This window comes from Streptomyces sp. NPDC021096 (assembly GCF_040641275.1).
In the GTDB taxonomy this organism is placed as follows: Bacteria; Actinomycetota; Actinomycetes; order Streptomycetales; family Streptomycetaceae; genus Streptomyces.
This window is the reverse complement of the sequence record NZ_JBFADG010000003.1, coordinates 266273-283616: the sequence shown is the minus strand read 5'-3', so window position 1 is coordinate 283616 and position 17344 is coordinate 266273. Positions and strand designations below refer to the sequence as shown.

General features: G+C 73.8%; 13 protein-coding genes. 7 read left to right on the top strand and 6 right to left on the bottom strand.

What is annotated here, in order from left to right:
- Positions 1–8: 8 nt before the first annotated feature.
- Positions 9–2534 carry a PQQ-binding-like beta-propeller repeat protein gene (locus tag AB0G59_RS07645; protein ID WP_360909086.1) on the top strand — a complete coding sequence of 842 codons (2526 nt, stop codon included), beginning with the start codon at positions 9–11 and terminating at the stop codon, positions 2532–2534.
- A gap of 46 nt (positions 2535–2580) precedes the next feature.
- On the opposite strand, the gene AB0G59_RS07640 is transcribed toward AB0G59_RS07645, so the two are convergent.
- The 3 genes from AB0G59_RS07640 to AB0G59_RS07630 are packed head-to-tail and all read right to left on the bottom strand — an operon-like array spanning position 2581 to position 4973.
- A complete protein-coding gene (locus AB0G59_RS07640; RefSeq protein WP_360909084.1) occupies positions 2581–3354 on the bottom strand; it encodes an enoyl-CoA hydratase/isomerase family protein in 774 nt (257 codons plus the stop codon).
- Positions 3351–3815, bottom strand: a complete 465-nt coding sequence (locus AB0G59_RS07635) for an OB-fold domain-containing protein (RefSeq protein ID WP_360909082.1) — start codon at positions 3813–3815, stop codon at positions 3351–3353. The genes AB0G59_RS07640 and AB0G59_RS07635 overlap by 4 nt, the downstream gene beginning before the upstream one ends.
- Before the next feature lie 6 nt (positions 3816–3821).
- Positions 3822–4973: a lipid-transfer protein gene (locus AB0G59_RS07630; protein WP_360909080.1), complete on the bottom strand. Its 1152-nt coding sequence runs from the start codon at positions 4971–4973 to the stop codon at positions 3822–3824.
- Positions 4974–5084: 111 nt separating this feature from the next.
- On the opposite strand from AB0G59_RS07630, the gene AB0G59_RS07625 reads away from it, so the two are divergent.
- Complete coding sequence (locus AB0G59_RS07625) at positions 5085–6728, top strand: FadD3 family acyl-CoA ligase (protein ID WP_360909078.1); 1644 nt, start codon at positions 5085–5087, stop codon at positions 6726–6728.
- Positions 6729–6822: 94 nt separating this feature from the next.
- Here the strand turns inward: AB0G59_RS07625 and AB0G59_RS07620 are convergent, their stop codons facing one another.
- From AB0G59_RS07620 to AB0G59_RS07610, 3 genes are all read right to left on the bottom strand, one after another.
- Positions 6823–7077 carry a hypothetical protein gene (locus tag AB0G59_RS07620; RefSeq protein ID WP_360909076.1) on the bottom strand — a complete coding sequence of 85 codons (255 nt, stop codon included), beginning with the start codon at positions 7075–7077 and terminating at the stop codon, positions 6823–6825.
- A 408-nt stretch (positions 7078–7485) separates the two neighbouring features.
- Complete coding sequence (locus AB0G59_RS07615) at positions 7486–7758, bottom strand: hypothetical protein (protein WP_360909075.1); 273 nt, start codon at positions 7756–7758, stop codon at positions 7486–7488.
- Positions 7759–8110: 352 nt separating this feature from the next.
- Entirely contained in the window at positions 8111–11041 is a 2931-nt protein-coding gene (locus tag AB0G59_RS07610; protein ID WP_360909072.1) for a BTAD domain-containing putative transcriptional regulator, read from the bottom strand.
- Positions 11042–11195: 154 nt separating this feature from the next.
- Here AB0G59_RS07610 and AB0G59_RS07605 point away from each other — a divergent pair, with 154 nt between their 5' ends.
- From AB0G59_RS07605 to AB0G59_RS07585, 5 genes are all read left to right on the top strand, one after another.
- Positions 11196–12416, top strand: coding sequence for an amidohydrolase family protein (locus AB0G59_RS07605; RefSeq protein WP_360909070.1), 1221 nt, complete (start codon positions 11196–11198; stop codon positions 12414–12416).
- Between the two features lie 19 nt (positions 12417–12435).
- The gene (locus tag AB0G59_RS07600; RefSeq protein ID WP_360909353.1) at positions 12436–13383 is read left to right on the top strand and encodes a TIGR03619 family F420-dependent LLM class oxidoreductase; all 948 of its coding nucleotides are present in this window, start codon (positions 12436–12438) and stop codon (positions 13381–13383) included.
- 56 nt (positions 13384–13439) lie between these two features.
- Entirely contained in the window at positions 13440–14207 is a 768-nt protein-coding gene (locus AB0G59_RS07595; RefSeq protein WP_360909067.1) for a glucose 1-dehydrogenase, read from the top strand.
- Between the two features lie 98 nt (positions 14208–14305).
- On the top strand, positions 14306–15436 hold the full coding sequence (locus AB0G59_RS07590; RefSeq protein WP_360909065.1) for an LLM class flavin-dependent oxidoreductase: 1131 nt from the start codon (positions 14306–14308) through the stop codon (positions 15434–15436).
- Positions 15437–15546: 110 nt separating this feature from the next.
- Positions 15547–17313, top strand: coding sequence for a D-aminoacylase (locus AB0G59_RS07585; protein ID WP_360909063.1), 1767 nt, complete (start codon positions 15547–15549; stop codon positions 17311–17313).
- Positions 17314–17344: the final 31 nt, after the last annotated feature.

Sequence of the window (17344 nt, the reverse complement as noted above, 5' to 3'; positions counted from 1 at the left end):
GCAGGTCAGTGGTGGAGCAGCTTACGCAGCACGACCCGAGACGGATCGGCCCGTTCGAGGTGCTCGGCCGGCTCGGTGCGGGCGGCATGGGGCTGGTCTATCTCGCCCGCTCGGCGTCCGGCCGACGGGTCGCGATCAAGACGGTGCGCACGGAGCTCGCGGAGGACCAGCTCTTCCGGGTCCGGTTCACCCGTGAGGTGGAAGCGGCCCGGGCGGTCAGCGGCTTCTACACGGCCGCGGTCGTGGACGCCGACCCGAGGGCCGCCGTGCCGTGGCTCGCCACCGCCTACGTTCCCGCGCCCTCGCTCGAGGAGATCGTGAACGAGTGCGGGCCGCTGCCGGCCCAGGCGGTGCGCTGGCTGGCCGCGGGCATCGCGGAGGCGCTGCAGTCCATCCACGGCGCGGGGCTCGTCCACCGCGACCTGAAGCCGTCCAACGTGCTCGTGGTGGAGGACGGCCCCCGGGTCATCGACTTCGGCATCGCCTCCGGCGTCTCCAACACCCGGCTGACCATGACCAACGTCGCGGTCGGCACGCCCGCCTACATGTCACCCGAACAGGCGCGCGACTCCCGCAGTGTGACCGGGGCCAGCGACATCTTCTCCCTCGGCTCCACGCTGGTCTTCGCCGCGACCGGGCACGCGCCCTTCCACGGCGCGAATCCGGTCGAGACCGTCTTCATGCTGCTGCGGGAGGGCCCCGATCTGAGCGGCCTGCCCGACGAGCTGCGGCCCCTGATCGACTCCTGCATGCAGATGGCGGCGGAGAACCGGCCGAGCCCGGCCGACCTGCAGTCGCAGCTGGCACCGCACCTGTTCGCCTCCGGCGGGGGCGACGACAGCGGTACGGCCTCGGCGTGGCTGCCCGACAACGCGGTCACCCTGATCGAACAGCGCCGCGCCGGACACCGTCCCCCGGCCGCCGCCGGCGGCCCCCGGGGCGGCGGGCGCGGCCGTTCGGCCCCCCCGCCCCGCCCCGTCCAGCCGCCCGCCCCGGAGCCGGCTGCGGGCTACGAACCGCCCTCGGGTGCCCGCAGCGGCACCGGCTGGGGCGACGGCCACGTGGGCTCGGGCGCCGGGCGCTCCGGCGTCGTGGCGCCCGATCCGCGGGGTGGCCTGAGCGGCCCGCACGGTGTACGGCCCGCGGGCGCCGCCGCTGCCCAGGGGCGGCACGCCGGGGCTCCCGCCGCCGCGCCCGAGGGCACCGTGCGGCTGGCCGGATCGCAGGTGCCGATCGGGCCCGGGCCGCGGGTCGCCGACGCGCGGGAGCCGCACGCCCAGACCGGAGCCGGCCCCACCACCGGCTGGGTACGGCCCCCGGCCGGGGCCTCGGCGGCCGTGGTGCCCGGGCAGGCGCCCGCTCCGGCGCCGGCGCCCGACGGCGCCACCGGCGCCCACAGCGACCCGGGCCGCTGGCGGCCGTGGCGGTTCCGCATGTCCAACGACGTCTGGGGCACGCCCGTCGTCTCCGAGGACCTGCTGTACGTCACGTCCTTCGAGGTGCACGCGCTCGACGTGGCGAGCGGGCGCCGGCAGTTCAAGACCCGGGACGTGGCCTGGGCGATGGCCGTCGCCGACGGCCGCATACACGCCTCCGACGGCCCCACGCTGTACGCGCTCGACGCCGCCGACGGCGCCGAGCGGTGGCGCCTGGCCACGGACGGCTGGGTCTACTCGCTCAAGGCCGACCGGGGAACGATCGTCACGGGTACGCGCGGCGGCGGCGTCCAGGCGTGGGAGGCCGCCAACGGCGAACTGCTGTGGGAGATGACCGGCGCCCAGACCGACTTCGAGACCCCCGACTGCGGTCCGGCCGTCCATGACGGCACGGTCTACGTCTGGGCCGACGCCCGGCTGCGCGCGCTCGAGGCCCGTACGGGCGTGGAGCGCTGGTCCTACCCGGTCGGCGACGCGGCGTCCTGCGGAGGAGTGCCGGTACGGCTGCTGTCCGCGCCGGACGGGATGGTCTACGTCGCGGCCGGGACGCGGGTGCTCGCCATCGACGTGGCGCGCGGCGACGTGCGCTGGCGGTTCGAGGCGCCGGCGGTCTTCCTGAGCCCGCCCGCGTTCGCCCCCGGGCCCGCGGTGACGGGCGGCGGCGTCTACATCGCCGACTATCTGGGCACGGTGTACGCCCTGGACGCGACGACCGGCCGCGACCGCTGGCGCATCGCGACGGAGGCCCGCCAGTCGACCGAGCCCGTGCTCGTCTCGTCGGGCGCCGTGCATCTGGGCAGCGGCGGGGCGCTCTACACGCTGGACGCGGTCACCGGCACGCCCAAGTGGCGCTTCGCGGCGGGCGGCGACATCGTCGGCGCCCCCGTCGTCGCCGACGGCCGGGTCCACTTCGGCTCCGCGGACCACTGCCTCTACACGGTGGACGCGGCGGGCGGTCAGCTCCGCTGGAAGCTCGCCACCGGTGGCGAGATCACGGGCTCGCCCGTGGCCGTGGCCGGTGTGGTCTACGCCTGCAGCAAGGACCGGTGCGTCTACGCCCTGGACGCGGCCAAGGGCACGGGGCACTCGCGGCGCTGACGTCCGGCCGTCACACGCCTTCGGCCCCCCGGCCCCAGGCCGGCGGTCAGCGCAGCCGGTGGTCGTGGGAGCGGTCGCGGGCGGCGAAGAGCGCCGCCTGGTCGGCGGGGGGCAGGTTCCCCAGCGAGACCAGGTGCGGCGCCAGGGCCAGGGCGTGCGCGCGGGCGGCCTCCTTGGCCGCCCACAGGGCCCGGACCGTGCCCTGGACCGCTTCCGTGGGGTAGGAGGCGATGACGGCGGCCGCGCGCAGGGCGGCGGCCGTGGCCCCGCCGGGCGGCGTCAGCTCGCAGACCAGGCCGATCTCGTGGGCCCGGCGCGCCGAGAGGCGTTCCGCGGTGCCCATCAGGGCCATCCGCGCAGCCTCGCCCGACGGCATGCGCTGCGCCATGAGCACGGACTCGTACGCGCTGACCATGCCGTAGGAGGTGTGCGGGTCGAAGAAGGCGGCGTTCTCGGAGGCGACGATGAACTCGGCCTCGCCCAGCAGGTAGAACGCCCCGCCGCACGCCATGCCCCCGACCGCGGCCACGACGGGCTTCCACAGATCGGCGGCCTTCGGCCCGACCGTGCGCAGCGGGTCGTCCACGGAGTACGGGGAGCGCGGCTGCGGGACGTCGGCGGAGCGGTCGATGCCGGTGCAGAAGGCGCGGTCCCCGGCGCCGGTGAGCACGACGGCCCGTACGGTGTCGTCGCTGCGGAAGTCCCGCCAGGCGTACTGCAGTTGGCGTGCGGTGGCCAGGTCGATGGCGTTGTGCCGCTCGGGCCGGTTCAGGGTGACGAGCGCGACGCCGTCCGGGCGTCGCTCCGTGTGCAGGGTCATGGGCGCTCCAGAAGCCAGCGGGGCACGGTGACACCCGGCGCGATCTCGGTGAACGCGACCTGGACGGGGGCGCCGATCCGCAGTGCGGCCGGGTCGACGGAGTCGAGCGCGGCGTCGGCGTGGGCCACGAGATTGCCGACGAGGCGGATGCCGGGGGCGTCCGCGAGCTCGACGACGATGACGTTGTACGGGGCCTGTTCGGCGTAGCCGGGCAGCAGGGGCGGGTGGGGCACGACGTACGACCAGATGTGGCCGCGCCCGGACATCCGGCGCCACTCGCCGGCGAAGGACTGGCAGTGCGGGCAGCAGGGCCGGGGCGGGAAGCGGAGCCGGTGGCAGTCCGCGCAGGCCTGAACGCGCAGCTCACCGCGGGCGGCGAAGTCCCAGAAGGGCTGCCCGTCCTCGTCCGCGACGGGCAGCAGGAGGCCATTGTCAGTGGTGCCCCTCATCATGGGGGACATGAGCGGTCAACTCCTCAGCAGCAGTGCCGACGTGGGGACGCCCTCGCCCGCCGTGACCAGGCAGGTCGAGGCGCCGGGCACCTGCGCCGTGGAGGTGCCGCGCAGTTGTCTGACCCCCTCGTTGATGAGGTTGAAGCCATGGACGTAAGCCTCGCTGAGTCCGCCGCCGGCCGTGTTGATCGGGAGCCGGCCGCCGAGTTCGAGCGCGCCGCCCTCGGAGAAGGCCGCGCCCTCGCCGCGTCCGCAGAAGCCATAGCCCTCGAGGGACAGCGGGATGAGCGGCGTGAAGGCGTCGTAGATCTGCGCGACGTCGATGTCGTCGGGGCCGAAGTCGGCCCTCTTCCACAGCTGCCGGGCGGCGGTCCAGGAGGGGCCGGACAGCGGGTCGTCCGTCCAGTAGTTGACCATGCCGTGGTGCTGGGACGGCAGCCCCTGGGCCGCGGAGTGCACATAGACCGGGCGGCGCCGGCAGTCGGCGGCGCGTTCGGCCGTGACGAGGACGCACGCCAGCGCGCCGTCGGTCTCCAGGCAGTTGTCGAAGAGGCAGAGCGGCTCGCTGATCCAGCGCGAGGCCATATACGCCTCGCGGGTCAGCGGGCGCTCGTACATCATCGCGGCGGGGTTCTGGTTGGCGCGGTTGCGGCAGGCCCGGGCGACGTTGAAGAAGTGGTCGCGGCTCGCGCCGTACTCGCGCATATAGCGCCGTGCGAGCAGGGCTATCTCGTCGGCCGGGCGCAGGAGCCCGTAGGGCCGGGTCCACTGGCCGGGGATGGGCAGCTGTGTGTGGGTGTCGCGCCATGGGCGCGGGCCCGAGCCGCGCTTGCGTGAGCGCCAGGCGACGCCGACGGTCGCCTGGCCGGTGGTGAGCGCGGCGGCGAGGTGGGCGACGGTCGCGCAGGAGCCGCCTCCGCCGTAGCCGACCCGGGAGAAGAAGGTCACGTCGCCCGCGCCGATGGCCTTGGCGATCTCCACCTCGTCGGTGGTCTCCATGGTGTACGAGGCGAAGGCGTCCACTTGGGAGGGGGAAAGGCCCGCGTCGTCCAGGGCGGCCAGGACGGCGCGGCAGGCCAGGGTTTTCTCGGATTCGGGGAGTTGGCGGGCGAAGGGGGTCTGACCGATGCCGACGATCGCAGTGGTGTCCTTGAGCGTTGCCGTCATCGCCACCTCCGTGCTGTCGGTGCTGACAGCGCGGAAGGCTATCGCTAATCTGACGCCACGTCAGCTAGTGGGCGCGATGCGGCGCCGGCCGCGGGTGGGGGAGGACGTGCCATGCGCGGTGATCTGGAGTTCGGCTCCCTTCCGGGCCTCGTCCGTGCGGCCGCCGAGCGGCACGCGGACCGCGAGGCCGTGGTCGACGGCCGGGTCCGGATCACCTACCGGCAGCTCGGCGAGCGGGTCGAGCGGGCCGCCGCCGCGTGCCTCGCCACCGGCGTCGAGGCCGGTGACCGGGTCGCCGTCTGGGCCCCGAACACCGCGGACTGGATCGTCTCCGCCCTGGGCGCCGTTACGGCCGGAGCCGTGCTCGTGCCGGTCAACACCCGCTTCAAGGGCGCCGAGGCGGTCCGGGTGCTGGAGCGCACGCGGGCCCGGCTGCTCTTCGTCACCGGCACCTTCCTCGGCACCTCCTACGTGGCCGCTCTGCGCAGCGCCGCGGCGCAGCCACCCGCCGGGGGCGCGGCAGCGGCTGGGGAAGTGGGCCCGCTGCCCGGACTGCCGCACCTGCGCGACGTGGTCGTCCTGGCGGACGACGCGCCCGCCGACTTCCGTACGTGGAAGGAGTTCCTCGGTGCCGGGGACGCCGTGCCCGCCCGGGCCGTACGGGCCCGCGCCGACGCCGTCGGGCCGGGGGCGGCCTCGGACATCCTCTTCACCTCGGGCACCACGGGCGAGCCCAAGGGGGCCGTGATCACACACGCCCAGACGCTGCGCGCGTTCGGCGTCTGGAGCGAGCTGGCCGGGCTGCGGGAAGGAGACCGCTATCTGATCGTGAACCCGTTCTTCCACACCTTCGGCTACAAGGCGGGGATCATCGCGTGCCTGATGCGGGGCGCGACGATGGTGCCGCAGTCCGTCTTCGACCCCTGGGCCGCGCTGCTCACGATCGCCGGCGAGCGCATCTCCGTCCTGCCCGGTCCGCCCACGCTCCTGCAGTCGCTGCTGGACCACCCGGCCCGGGCGGCGCACGACCTCTCGTCGCTGAGGGTGGTCGTGACGGGGGCCGCGGTGGTGGACCGGCGGCTGATCGACCGGCTGCGGGGCGAGCTGGGCATCCCCACCGTGCTGACCGCGTACGGCATGAGCGAGGCCACGGGGGTGGTCACGATGTGCCGGCGGGGCGATGCGGCGGAGACGGTCGCGGGCACCTCGGGCCGGGCCCTGCCGGACACCGAGGTCAAGGTGGCCGGGCCCGGCGGGGCCGCACTGCCGCCCGGCGAGCCCGGAGAGATCCTGGTGCGCGGCTACCAGGTGATGTCCGGCTACTTCGAGGACCCGCGGGCCACGGCACAGGTGCTGGGCGCCGACGGGTGGTTGCGCACGGGCGACATCGGCGTCCTGGACGCCGAGGGAAATCTGCGCATCACCGACCGCGTCACGGACATGTTCATCGTGGGGGGTTTCAACGCCTACCCCGCCGAGATAGAGCAGGTCCTGCTGCGGCACCCCGGTATCGCGGAGGTCGCCGTCGTGGGCGTGCCGGACGCCCGGCTCGGCGAGGTCGGCAAGGCGTTCGCGGTGCGGAGCGCGGGGACGGCAGGGGAGGCCGGGGTGACGGCGGAGGAGCTGATCGCCTGGGCCCGCCGGGAGATGGCCAACTACAAGGTGCCGCGCGAGGTGGAGTTCGTCCGGGAACTGCCGCGCAACGCCTCGGGCAAGGTACGCAAGACGCTGCTGCGGGGGCAGGCCCCCCGGTAGGGCCCGGTGCGAGGCCGCGGCCGCCGCTCCCGGCGGGCCGCGGCCTCGCGGGCGGGGGTGCCGTGCGGCACGCCTCCGCCGTACGGCCGCCGGGTCAGCGCAGGCGCTGCAGCGCGGTGGCGCCGGTGATGTGGTCGTCGGCGCCGCCGTTCAGCCGGTCCATGTCCGTGGAGTGGTCGTCGAATATCTCCACGGCCGACGTGGGCGCCTGCAGGGACGGTACGGAGGTCGAGTGGTCGTCGGCCGCCGCGGGGAACGCGCCGAGGATGGCCGCGGCCGCCGCGACGCCGAGTACGGCGAGGGCCTTGGCGCCCCGGCCCTTGGTGCGGTGCGTCATCGTCTGGTTCATTGCGGCTCCTCTGCTCGGGGGGATGGTGCATGGGTTGGTCGTGGTGCTTTGTCAGTGAAAGTACCGGTTGACGGGGCGGGCGTACGGGGTTTTGGCCGAAAACTTCCGGGCAGCCGCAAGGGCCGGCGTCGACGGCTCCCCCTCCGCGCCGTCGTCGCCGGCCCCTGTCGATCCCCCGTTGCGGGTACCCCCGTTGGACCGTGTCCGTCCCCCCGGGCAGTTCGTGCTCCCCCGTTGGACCGTGTCCCCCGTTTCCCGACGGGCCCCCGTTGCTACCCCCGTAGCACTACCCGTCGGCTTTCCCGCTGGGGCCGTTCCCCCGTTCCCCCGTGGCCCCCGGGATCCGGTGGGTCCGGGAGCTTCCGGCCGATGTCTGGCGGAAGCTCCCCGACACACAGGCCGGATCGATCAGAACGGCTTCTCCGTCGTGGCGTGGTCGTCCTTCATGACGAACGCCGGTGCGCCGGTGGCGTGGTCGTCCTTCATGACGAACGCCGGAGTGCCGGTGGCGTGGTCGTCCTTGAGGGCGAACGCCGGGGCGCCCGTCGCGTGGTCGTCCTGCGGCGTGAGCGGCGCTTCGCCGGCGGCGGCCACGGACTGCGCCACGGTGAGCGGAGTGCCGGTGGCGTGGTCGTCCTGTGGCGTGGCCACTACGGGCGACGTGAGCTTGTCATCGCTCATGGTGTTCAACTCCGATGCAGTGCGAGTCGTTCGGGCTAGTGGGGACTGCAGAACCCGCCCGGCGACTCCCCCGAGGACCGCCGGACGGGCACATTAGGGTTGTTCACCCTAGAGGTGAGGCCTCACCCACGACCCGCCTGCCCCCCGACGCGACGGATCGACATCCCTAAGAGTGAAGGATCGCGATAAACGATCGATGAACGGGCACGTGAAAGGGTTTTTACGGGCCTTCGCACGGGAACGGGCCGCGGTTTCACGGGCTCCGCGTGCGGGCGCGGCGCGCCCGTGCGGACCACTGTACGGACCTTCACGCGGGTTCCACGGGAAGCCGCCGCCGCGGATTCGCGGGACGCTACGCGGCCGCCACCGGCGCCAGCAGCCCGCGCACCTCGGCCGCCTCGGACGAACCCAGCTGCTCGAAGATGGCCAGCGCCTCGGTCCAGCAGGCGTGGGCGCGCCCCGACTGCCCGAAGGCGTCCAGGGAACGGCCCAGGACCGTCAGGATGTTGGCCCGGCGCCATTCGCCGCCGATGCCCCGCAGCTGTGCCAGCGCCTGCTCGGCGGCGGCCGCGGCCTTGGCGGGCTTGCGCGTGGCGAGGTACAGCTCGGCCATGCGGAAGAGCGTCATGCCCTCCCACAGCCGCTGCCTGTTGTCCCGGAAGACCGGCAGGGCCTCCATGAGCCGCGCCATGGCCTCCTCGTGGCGCCCGGCGTGGGTGAGGGCCACCGCGTAGGCGTACAGGGCGTTGGCGAGCCGCCAGGAGACGTTGGACTCGCGGTAGAGGTCGATCGCCTGCTCGGCGAGGTGCACCGCCGACTGGACGCGTCCGGTGGCCAGGTGCGTGCGGGAGAGGTTGCTCAGCGCGCTGGCCTCGCCCGGCCGGTTGCCGTCGGCGCGGAAGGCGGCGAGCGCCTGGCCGATGTAGGCCTCCGCGTCCTCGTGGCGGTGCTGGTAGATGGAGATGATGCCGCGGTTGTTGGCGGCGTAGCAGCAGGGGATCGGGTCCTCGCAGGCCCGCCCCAGCAGCACCGCGTGCCGCGCCTGCTCGTCGGCCTGGGCGAACCGCCCGGCAAGGCTGTGCACGTGCGTCAGGACCGTCCGCGCACGCCCCTCGGCGCGGGTGTCCCCGGCGGCCTGCGTGGCGTGCAGCAGGGCGGTGGCGGCCTGCTCGTACTGCCGGGAGTCGGCGCCCGACTCGGCCAGGTCCTTCGCCGCGAGCAGCAGGTCCACGGCGCGGCGCAGCGTCTCGCCCGCGGCGCCGGAGTGCTGGCGCACGCACGCCAACAGGCAGCCGGCCTCCGCGAACAGCCAGTCGCCGGCCGCGCTGCGGTCGGTGAAGGTCAGACCCGGGTGGGTGGTGGGCGTCAGGTGGGCCAGGAGCTGGTCGCCGGGGCGTTCGAGGACGTACACGCCCGCGGCCGTGGCGAGGTAGAAGTCGAGCAGGCGCGACATCGCGGCGGTCCGCTCGGCGGGCGGCTGTTCGTCGCGCTCGGCGCAGGAACGCGCGTAGAGGCGTACGAGGTCGTGATAGCGGTACCGGCCCGGTGCGGCGGACTCCAGGAGCGAGGTGTCGACCAGGGACTCCAGCAGCTCCTCGGTGGCGTCGGGGTCCAGGTCGAGGACGGCGGCCGCGGCGGCCAGCGAGATGTCGGGGCCGTCGGCCAGGCCCAGGAGGCGGAAGGCGCGGGCCTGGCCGGGCTCCAGCTGGCCGTAGCCGAGCTCGAAGGTGGCCTTCACGGCGAGGTCGCCGGCGCGCAGCTCGTCCAGGCGGCGGCGTTCGTCGCCGAGCTTGCGGGCCAGGACGGAGACGGTCCAGGTGCGCCGGGCGGCCAGCCGGGAGGCGGCGATGCGGATGGCGAGCGGCAGGAAGCCGCAGGCGGCGACGACGTCCATGGCGGCGTCGCGCTCGGCGCCGACGCGCTCGGTGCCGACGATGCGGGTGAACAGGACGAGCGCCTCTTCCGGGCTCATCACGTCCAGGTCGACCAGGTGCGCGCCGGCGAGGTCGACCATGCGGGAGCGGCTGGTGACGAGGGCGGCGCAGCCTTCGTTGCCGGGCAGCAGGGGGCGGACCTGGGCGGCGTCGCGGGCGTTGTCCAGCAGGGCCAGGACGCGGCGGCCGTCGAGCGTGGAGCGGAAGAGGGCGGCGCGCTCCTCCACCCCGTCCGGGATGCCGGAGTCCGGTATGCCCAGGGCGCGCAGGAAGGAGCCCAGGACGGCCTCGGGCTCGGCGACCACGGGCCCGGTGCCCTGCAGGTCGACGTAGAGCTGGCCGTCGGGGAAGTGGTGCCGGGCGGCGTGGGCGACGTGCACGGCGAGGGTGGTCTTGCCGACGCCGCCGATGCCGGCGACGGCGGAGACCGCCATGACGCGGCCCTCGGATGTGGCGAGCTGGTCGCTGAGCTCGTCCACGAAGGCGGTCCGGCCGGTGAAGTCGGAGACCGTCGCCGGGAGCTGGGCGGGCCGGATGAAGGTGGGCCCGGCGGTGGGGCGGTCGGCGGAGAAGTGGACGTTGAGGTCGGTGTCGGCGTTGAGGATGCGCTGCTGGAGCTCGGAGAGCTCGGGGCAGGGGTCCACCCCCAGCTCCTCGGCGAGCAGCCGTCGCGTATCGGCGTAGACGGCCAGGGCCTCGGCCTGGCGGCCGCTGCGGTACAGGGCGAGCATCAGCAGCTCGCGCAGCCGCTCGCGCAGCGGGTGGGCGGCGGTCAGCGCGGTGAGCTCGGAGACGGCCTCGGCGTGGCAGCCGACCTCGAGGTCGAGGTCGAGCCGGGTCTCCAGCAGGCTCAGGCGCCACTCCTCCAGGCGGGCGCGCTGGGTGTCGGCGTACGGGCCGGACAGGCCCGCCAGCGGCTCGCCGTCCCACAGGCCCAGCGCCTGGTTGGTCAGGTCACGGGCGCGGCCGCGGTCGCCCGCGCCGCGGGCCTTGTCGGCCTCGGCGGCCAGCCGCTCGGCGGTGTCGATGTCGAGTCCGTCGAGCCCGACCCGTATGGCATAGCCGCCCGACTCGCTGACCAAGGCGTCGGCGTCGGGGCCGAAGGCCTTGCGCAGCCGGCTGGCGTAGGTGCGCAGCGCGGCCAGCGCCGCGTGCGGGGGTTCCTCGCCCCAGAGGGCGTCGACCAGTTCGGGCGCGGTGGCGGTGCGTCCGCCGCGCAGCAGCAGGGCGGCGAGCAGTGCCCGCTGCTGGGGCGATCCGGTGTGGAGCGGTTCGTCTCCGCGCCAGGCGCGGACGGGGCCGAGCACGGTGAAGCGCAGCTGCTGCCCGTGCCCTGTGTCGCCGGCCATCGTGACCCCCTGCCTGTCCTGCTCGGTCGCACCGGCCAGTCTGCCTTGTCCAGGGCCTCTGCGTCAGCAGGGGTCCGGCCTCTCGCAAGGGCCTTTCGGGGGCCGCTCCACCAGTTTGCTGACGACTCGTCAGATCGGCGCTACCGTGTCGGCCATGGTGAGCTTCCCCAAGATAATCTCGGTGGACGACCACACGGTCGAGCCCTCCGACGTCTGGCGGAACCGGCTTCCGGCGAAATTCCACGATGTCGGACCGCGGATCGTCAGGGCTCCCGTGAAGGACATGACGTTCGCCGGCGGACGCTTCGCGCCCGTCATGGGCGCCCCCGGGGACGACGGTCCGGTGGCGGACTGGTGGGTCTATGAGGATTTGTTCCGCCCTCTCACGCGGCTTGATACCGCCGTCGGATGCTCCAGGGACGAGATCCGGCTCGAAGGAATCACCTACGAACGGATGCGGCCGGGTTCGTACAGCGTTCCCGAGCGATTGGCCGACATGGACCTCAACCACGTCCAGTCCGCGCTCTGCTTCCCCACGTTCCCGCGCTTCTGCGGCCAGACCTTCACCGAGGCCGCCGACCGCGAACTGGCCCTGCTGTGCGTGCGCGCCTACAACGACTGGATGGTCGAGGAATGGTGCGGGCCCAGCGCGCAGGGCCGGCTGATCCCGCTCATCATCGTCCCGCTGTGGGACGCCCGCCTGGCAGCCGACGAGGTGCGGCGCAACGCGGCGCGGGGCGTGCGGGCGGTGTGCTTCTCCGAGATACCGCCGCACCTGGGCCTGCCGTCGGTCCACAGCGACGACTGGGACCCCTTCCTGGCCGCCTGCGAGGAGACCGGGACCGTGATCGCCATGCACATCGGCTCCTCGTCCCGGATGCCGTCGACCTCCGCCGACGCGCCGCCCGCCGTCGGTTCCGTGCTCACCTTCGCCAACTGCTGCTTCTCCCTGGCCGACTGGCTGATGTCGGGCAAGTTCGACCGCTTCCCCCGGCTGCGCATCATGTACGCGGAGGGACAGATCGGCTGGATCCCGTACGTCCTGGAGCGGGCGGACGTGGTGTGGGAGGAGAACCGCGGCTGGGGCGGCATCGCGGACAAGGTGCGCACCCCGCCCTCCGAGCTCTTCGCCCGGCACGTCCACGGCTGCTTCTTCGACGACGCCACCGGCCTGCGCAACCTCGACGCCATCGGAGCGGGCAACGTCCTGTACGAGACCGACTACCCGCACTCCGACTCCACCTGGCCCAGGTCCCGGCAGGTCGCCGAGGAGCAGATGGCCCATCTGGAGCCGGCGACCGTCGAGCGCGTCGTGCGCGGCAACGCCATCGAGCTGCTCGGCCTGACGCCGGAAGGGCTCTGGCCCGGTGCGTGAGAGCGGGCCGCCGCGGGGCCTGAGGGTCCTGCCGGAGGGGCGGCTGTCCTACGGGCTCCAGCTGCCCGTCCAGTCGCAGAGCACCCTCTACGCGGAGCCCTGGGAGGCCGCGGCCGGCCCCGCCGAGCTGCGCCGGACGGCCCGGGCCGCCGACCGGCTCGGCTTCGCCTACGTCGCCACCTGCGACCACGTGGCCGTCCCGGGCCGGCTGGCGGCCGCGATGGGCACCGTCTGGTACGACCCGGTGGCCACGCTCGCCCACCTCGCGGCCGTCACCGAGCGCGTCCTGCTGCTCAGCCATGTGGCCGTGGCCGCGCTGCGCCACCCGCTGCTCACGGCGAAGCAGTACGCGACGGTGGACCGGCTCGCGGGCGGGCGGCTGGTCCTGGGGGTCGGCGCCGGGCACGTACGGGAGGAGTTCGAGGCGCTGGGCGTGGACTTCGGGCGGCGCGGGGCGATCCTGGACGAGACGGTCGACGCCCTGAAGGCGGCCCTCGGGCCGGAGGAGTTCCCCGCGTTCCAGGGGGAGCGGTTCGCCTTCCGCGACCTGGGCCAGGCGCCGCGTCCCGTCCGCACGCCCCGCCCGCCCCTGTGGGTGGGCGGCTCCTCGCCCGCCGCGCTGCGCCGGGCGGCGCAGCGCGGGGACGGCTGGCTGTCGCAGGGCGACGCGCGCGAGAGGCTGCCGCGGCGGATCGCGGACCTCAGACAGCTGCGCGAGGAGGCCGGGCTCCGCGGCCCGTTCGCGGTCGGGGCCATCACCGAGGCGCTGTACGTCGGCACGCCCTCCTGGGACACCGGCCCGCGCACGCTCACCGGCGATCCGGACGCGCTCGCCGCGTCGCTGCGCGCGTACCGGGACATGGGAGTGGACCAGATACAGGTGCGCTTCCGCTGCCGGGGAGTGGACGAGCTGCTCGACCAGATGGCCGCGTTCGCCGCCGACGTGGCGCCGGGGCTGGGCGCGTAGGAGACACACGCGCGTAGGAAACGCACGGGAGAGATCGGCAGGCGAGGAGGAGGGGCATGGGCAAGCTGGACGGCCGGGTCGTGCTCATCACGGGCGCGGCCCGCGGACAGGGCGAACAGGAGGCGCGGCTCTTCGCCGCCGAGGGCGCGAAGGTCGTCCTGACCGACGTGCTGGACGAGGCGGGGGAGGCCCTCGCCAAGGAGCTCGGGGACGCCACGGCACGCTACTTCCCTCTGGATGTGGGCGAGGAAGACGGCTGGGACGAGGCTGTCGCCTTCACCAAGAGGGTCTTCGGCAAACTCGACGGGCTCGTCAACAATGCCGGGATCGCGCCCCGCAGCGACCTCGTGAACACCTCGCTGGCCCAGTACGAAGAGGTGGTCCGGGTCAACCAGACCGGCGCCTTCCTGGGCATGCGCGCGGCGGCGCCCGAGCTGGCGGCGGCCGGCGGCGGCACGATCGTCAACACCGCCTCGTACGTCGCCCTGTCGGGCCTGCCTCTGTGTGCCGCGTACGCGGCGACCAAGGGCGCGATCGTGGCGATGACCCGGGTGGCGGCGCTGGAGCTGGCCGGGCAGGGCATCCGGGTCAACGCCCTGTGTCCCGGCGGCGTGGACACCGCCATGATCAACCCCGGTGGGCGGGCGTCCCGGGAGGAGATGGACGCGTACTTCGGCACGCTCGTGCCCCTGGGCAGGGTCGGACGGCCGGAGGAGATGGCGCGGGTGGCGCTGTTCCTGTCCTGCGACGACTCCTCCTACATCACCGGACAGCCGGTCGTCGTGGACGGCGGCTGGCTCGCGGTGGGCCAGGTGCGCACGTGACGGCCCTTCGGGGCCCTTGACGGCCCCGGGGGCCGGTGCCAGAGTCGCCTCATCATCTGACGCATCGTCAGAAACCTCGAAGACGGGCGGTGACCTCCGTGGAATTCGGGATCTTCGTGCAGGGCTATGTGCCGGCGAGTCGCTCGCGCACCGACCCCGAGGCCGAGCACCACGCGCTGATGGAGGAGACCGAATACGTCATCCAGGCCGACCGGTCGGGCTTCAAGTACGCCTGGGCCTCCGAGCACCACTTCCTGGACGAGTACTCGCACCTGTCCGCCAACGACGTCTTCCTCGGCTACCTCGCCCACGCCACCGAGCGCATCCACCTCGGCTCCGGCATCTTCAATCCGCTGCCCCAGGTCAACCACCCCGTCAAGGTCGCCGAGAAGGCCGCCATGCTCGACCACCTCTCCGGCGGCCGCTTCGAGTTCGGCACCGGACGGGGCGCCGGCAGCCACGAGATCCTCGGCTTCCTGCCGGGCGTCACCGACATGGACGCCACCAAGGAGATCTGGGAAGAGACGATCGCCGAGTTCCCCAGGATGTGGCGCCGGGGCGAGTACCCGGGCTTCACGGGCAAGCACTGGTCGCTGCCCCCGCGCACCGTCCTGCCCAAGCCGTACGGCCCCTCCCACCCCGCCATGTGGTACGCGGCCGGGTCGCCCTCCTCGTACGCGATGGCGGCCCGCAAGGGGCTGGGCGTCCTCGGTTTCAGCGTGCAGAAGGTCGCCGACATGGAGTGGGTCGTCGACTCGTACAAGACGGCCGTCGAGCAGGCGCGGGCCGTCGGCGACTTCGTCAACGACAACGTGATGGTCACCTCGACCGCCATCTGCGCGGAGACGCACCAGAAGGCCGTCGAGGTCGCTGTGAACGGCGGGCTGCACTACCTGCAGTCGCTGCTCTTCCGCTACCACGACACCTTCCCGCGCCCCGACGGCATCCCCGAGTGGCCGGAGCTGCTGCCCGAGTACACCGAGGAGATCATCGAGCTGCTCATCGCCGAGGAACTGATGATCTGCGGCGACCCGGACGAGGTCTTCCGGCAGTGCAAGCGCTGGGAGCAGGCGGGCGCCGACCAGCTCTCCTTCGGGCTGCCGATCGGCATGCCCCGCGAGGACACCCTGAGGACGATCCGGCTGATCGGCGAGCACGTCATCCCGAAGATAGACACGGACCCGGTCCACCGCACCACGCGCTACCGCCAGGCCGCCGCCAGGGCCTGAGCCGGCGCCCCCGCACACCGGGGCGGCGCCTCCCGGGCCGCCGCCCCGGCCCCGCTCGCCGCACGTCCCCAGGCCCGTACCGCCGGAACGTCGAGTGAGAGGAAGCGACCGTGCTGGACCACCTCATCCGCCGCGCCACCGTCGTCGACGGCACCGGAGCACCCTCCTACGTCGCCGACGTCGGCATACGGGACGGGCGGATCGCCCTGATCGACCGCGGCAGGGCCACGGTCAAGGCGGGCGGCCGGCTGGGCGAGCGGGCCCGCACCGAGGAGGACGGCGCCGGGCTCGTCCTCGCCCCCGGCTTCGTCGACCCGCACACGCACTACGACGCCCAGCTCTTCTGGGACCCCTACGCCGCTCCCTCCATGAGCCACGGCGTCACCACCGTCGTCGGCGGCAACTGCGGCTTCACCCTCGCCCCGCTGAACCCCGCGCGGCCGGCCGACGCCGACTACACGCGCCGGATGATGAGCAAGGTCGAGGGCATGTCGCTGACCGCCCTGGAGGAAGGCGCGCCCTGGACCTGGTCGTCCTTCGGCGACTACCTCGACGCGCTGGACGGCCGCATCGCCGTCAACGCCGGATTCATGGTGGGGCACTGCGCCCTGCGGCGGTACGCGATGGGACCGGACGCCGTCGGCGGCACGCCCGACGAGGGCCGGCTGCGGCAGATGACCGCCCTGCTCCACGACGCCATGGACGCCGGCGCCTGGGGACTGTCCACCACCCGCTCCACCACCCACTCCGACGGCGACGGCAATCCCGTCCCCTCCCGCCACGCCCTCCCCGGGGAGCTCCTCGCCCTCGCCCGCGCGGTCGGCGAGCACGAGGGCACCCAGCTCGAGGCCATCGTGGCCGGCTGTCTGGACCGCTTCAGCCGGGAGGAGGCCGACCTCCTGGTGGAGCTGACGGCCGCCGCCGGGCGCCCGCTGAACTGGAACGTCCTGACCATCGAGTCCGCCGCCCCGGAACGGGTCCCGCACCAGCTGGCCGCGAGCGAGCGCGCCCGCGCGGCGGGCGGCCGCATCGTCGCGCTGACCATGCCGATCCTCACGCCCATGAACATGTCGCTGGGCACCTTCTGCGCCCTGAACCTCCTCCCCGGCTGGGGCGAGGTCCTCTCCCTGCCGGTGCCCGAGCGCATCGGCCGGCTGCGCGAGCCGGCCGTCCGGGCGGCCCTGCTGCGCGGCGCCGCGAGCCCGGCGGCCGCCGGCTTCCGCCGGCTCACCGACTTCGGCCGGTACGTCATCGGCGACACCTACGCCAAGGAGAACGACGGCCTCACCGGCCGCGTCGTGAACGACATCGCCGCCGAGCGCGGCACCGATCCCTTCGCCACGCTCGTCGACGTCTGCGCCGCCGACGAACTGCGCACGGTCCTGTGGCCGATGCCCACGGACAACGACCCCGCCAGCTGGGAGCTGCGCCGCCGCGCCTGGGACCACGAGGACGTCCTGCTCGGCGGCTCGGACGCCGGCGCCCACCTGGACCGGATGTGCGGGGCGCCGTACACGACGCGCTTCATCGGGGACTGCCTGCGGGGCCGCAAGCTGGTGCCGCTGGAGCGGGCGGTGCGGATGCTGAGCGACGAGCCGGCGCGGCTGTTCGGACTGCGCGGCAGGGGACGCATCGCCGAGGGCTGGTGCGCGGACCTGGTGCTCTTCGACCCGGAGCGGATCGAGGCGGCCCCGGCGACCTTGGTGCACGACCTGCCGGGGGACGGGGCGCGCCTGGATTCCCGGGCGGTGGGGGTGGTGAGCGTGCGCGTGAACGGCGTGGAGACGGTCCGGCACGACGTGGTCACCGGGGCGGTGCCGGGGCGGGTGCTGCGGTCGGGGCGGGACACGGAGACGGTGACGACGGGAAATTTTTGAACCGGGACAAAAGGGATGCCGCTGCGGATGC

Bases quoted from the DNA above. Each gene is read 5' to 3' on its own strand.
- AB0G59_RS07640 (WP_360909084.1), bottom strand. From the start codon at position 3,354: ATGACCCTGCACACGGAGCGACGCCCGGACGGCGTCGCGCTCGTCACC.
- AB0G59_RS07635 (WP_360909082.1), bottom strand. From the start codon at position 3,815: ATGTCCCCCATGATGAGGGGCACCACTGACAATGGCCTCCTGCTGCCC.
- AB0G59_RS07630 (WP_360909080.1), bottom strand. From the start codon at position 4,973: ATGACGGCAACGCTCAAGGACACCACTGCGATCGTCGGCATCGGTCAG.
- AB0G59_RS07625 (WP_360909078.1), top strand. From the start codon at position 5,085: ATGCGCGGTGATCTGGAGTTCGGCTCCCTTCCGGGCCTCGTCCGTGCG.
- AB0G59_RS07620 (WP_360909076.1), bottom strand. From the start codon at position 7,077: ATGAACCAGACGATGACGCACCGCACCAAGGGCCGGGGCGCCAAGGCC.
- AB0G59_RS07615 (WP_360909075.1), bottom strand. From the start codon at position 7,758: ATGAGCGATGACAAGCTCACGTCGCCCGTAGTGGCCACGCCACAGGAC.
- AB0G59_RS07610 (WP_360909072.1), bottom strand. From the start codon at position 11,041: ATGGCCGGCGACACAGGGCACGGGCAGCAGCTGCGCTTCACCGTGCTC.
- AB0G59_RS07605 (WP_360909070.1), top strand. From the start codon at position 11,196: ATGGTGAGCTTCCCCAAGATAATCTCGGTGGACGACCACACGGTCGAG.
- AB0G59_RS07595 (WP_360909067.1), top strand. From the start codon at position 13,440: ATGGGCAAGCTGGACGGCCGGGTCGTGCTCATCACGGGCGCGGCCCGC.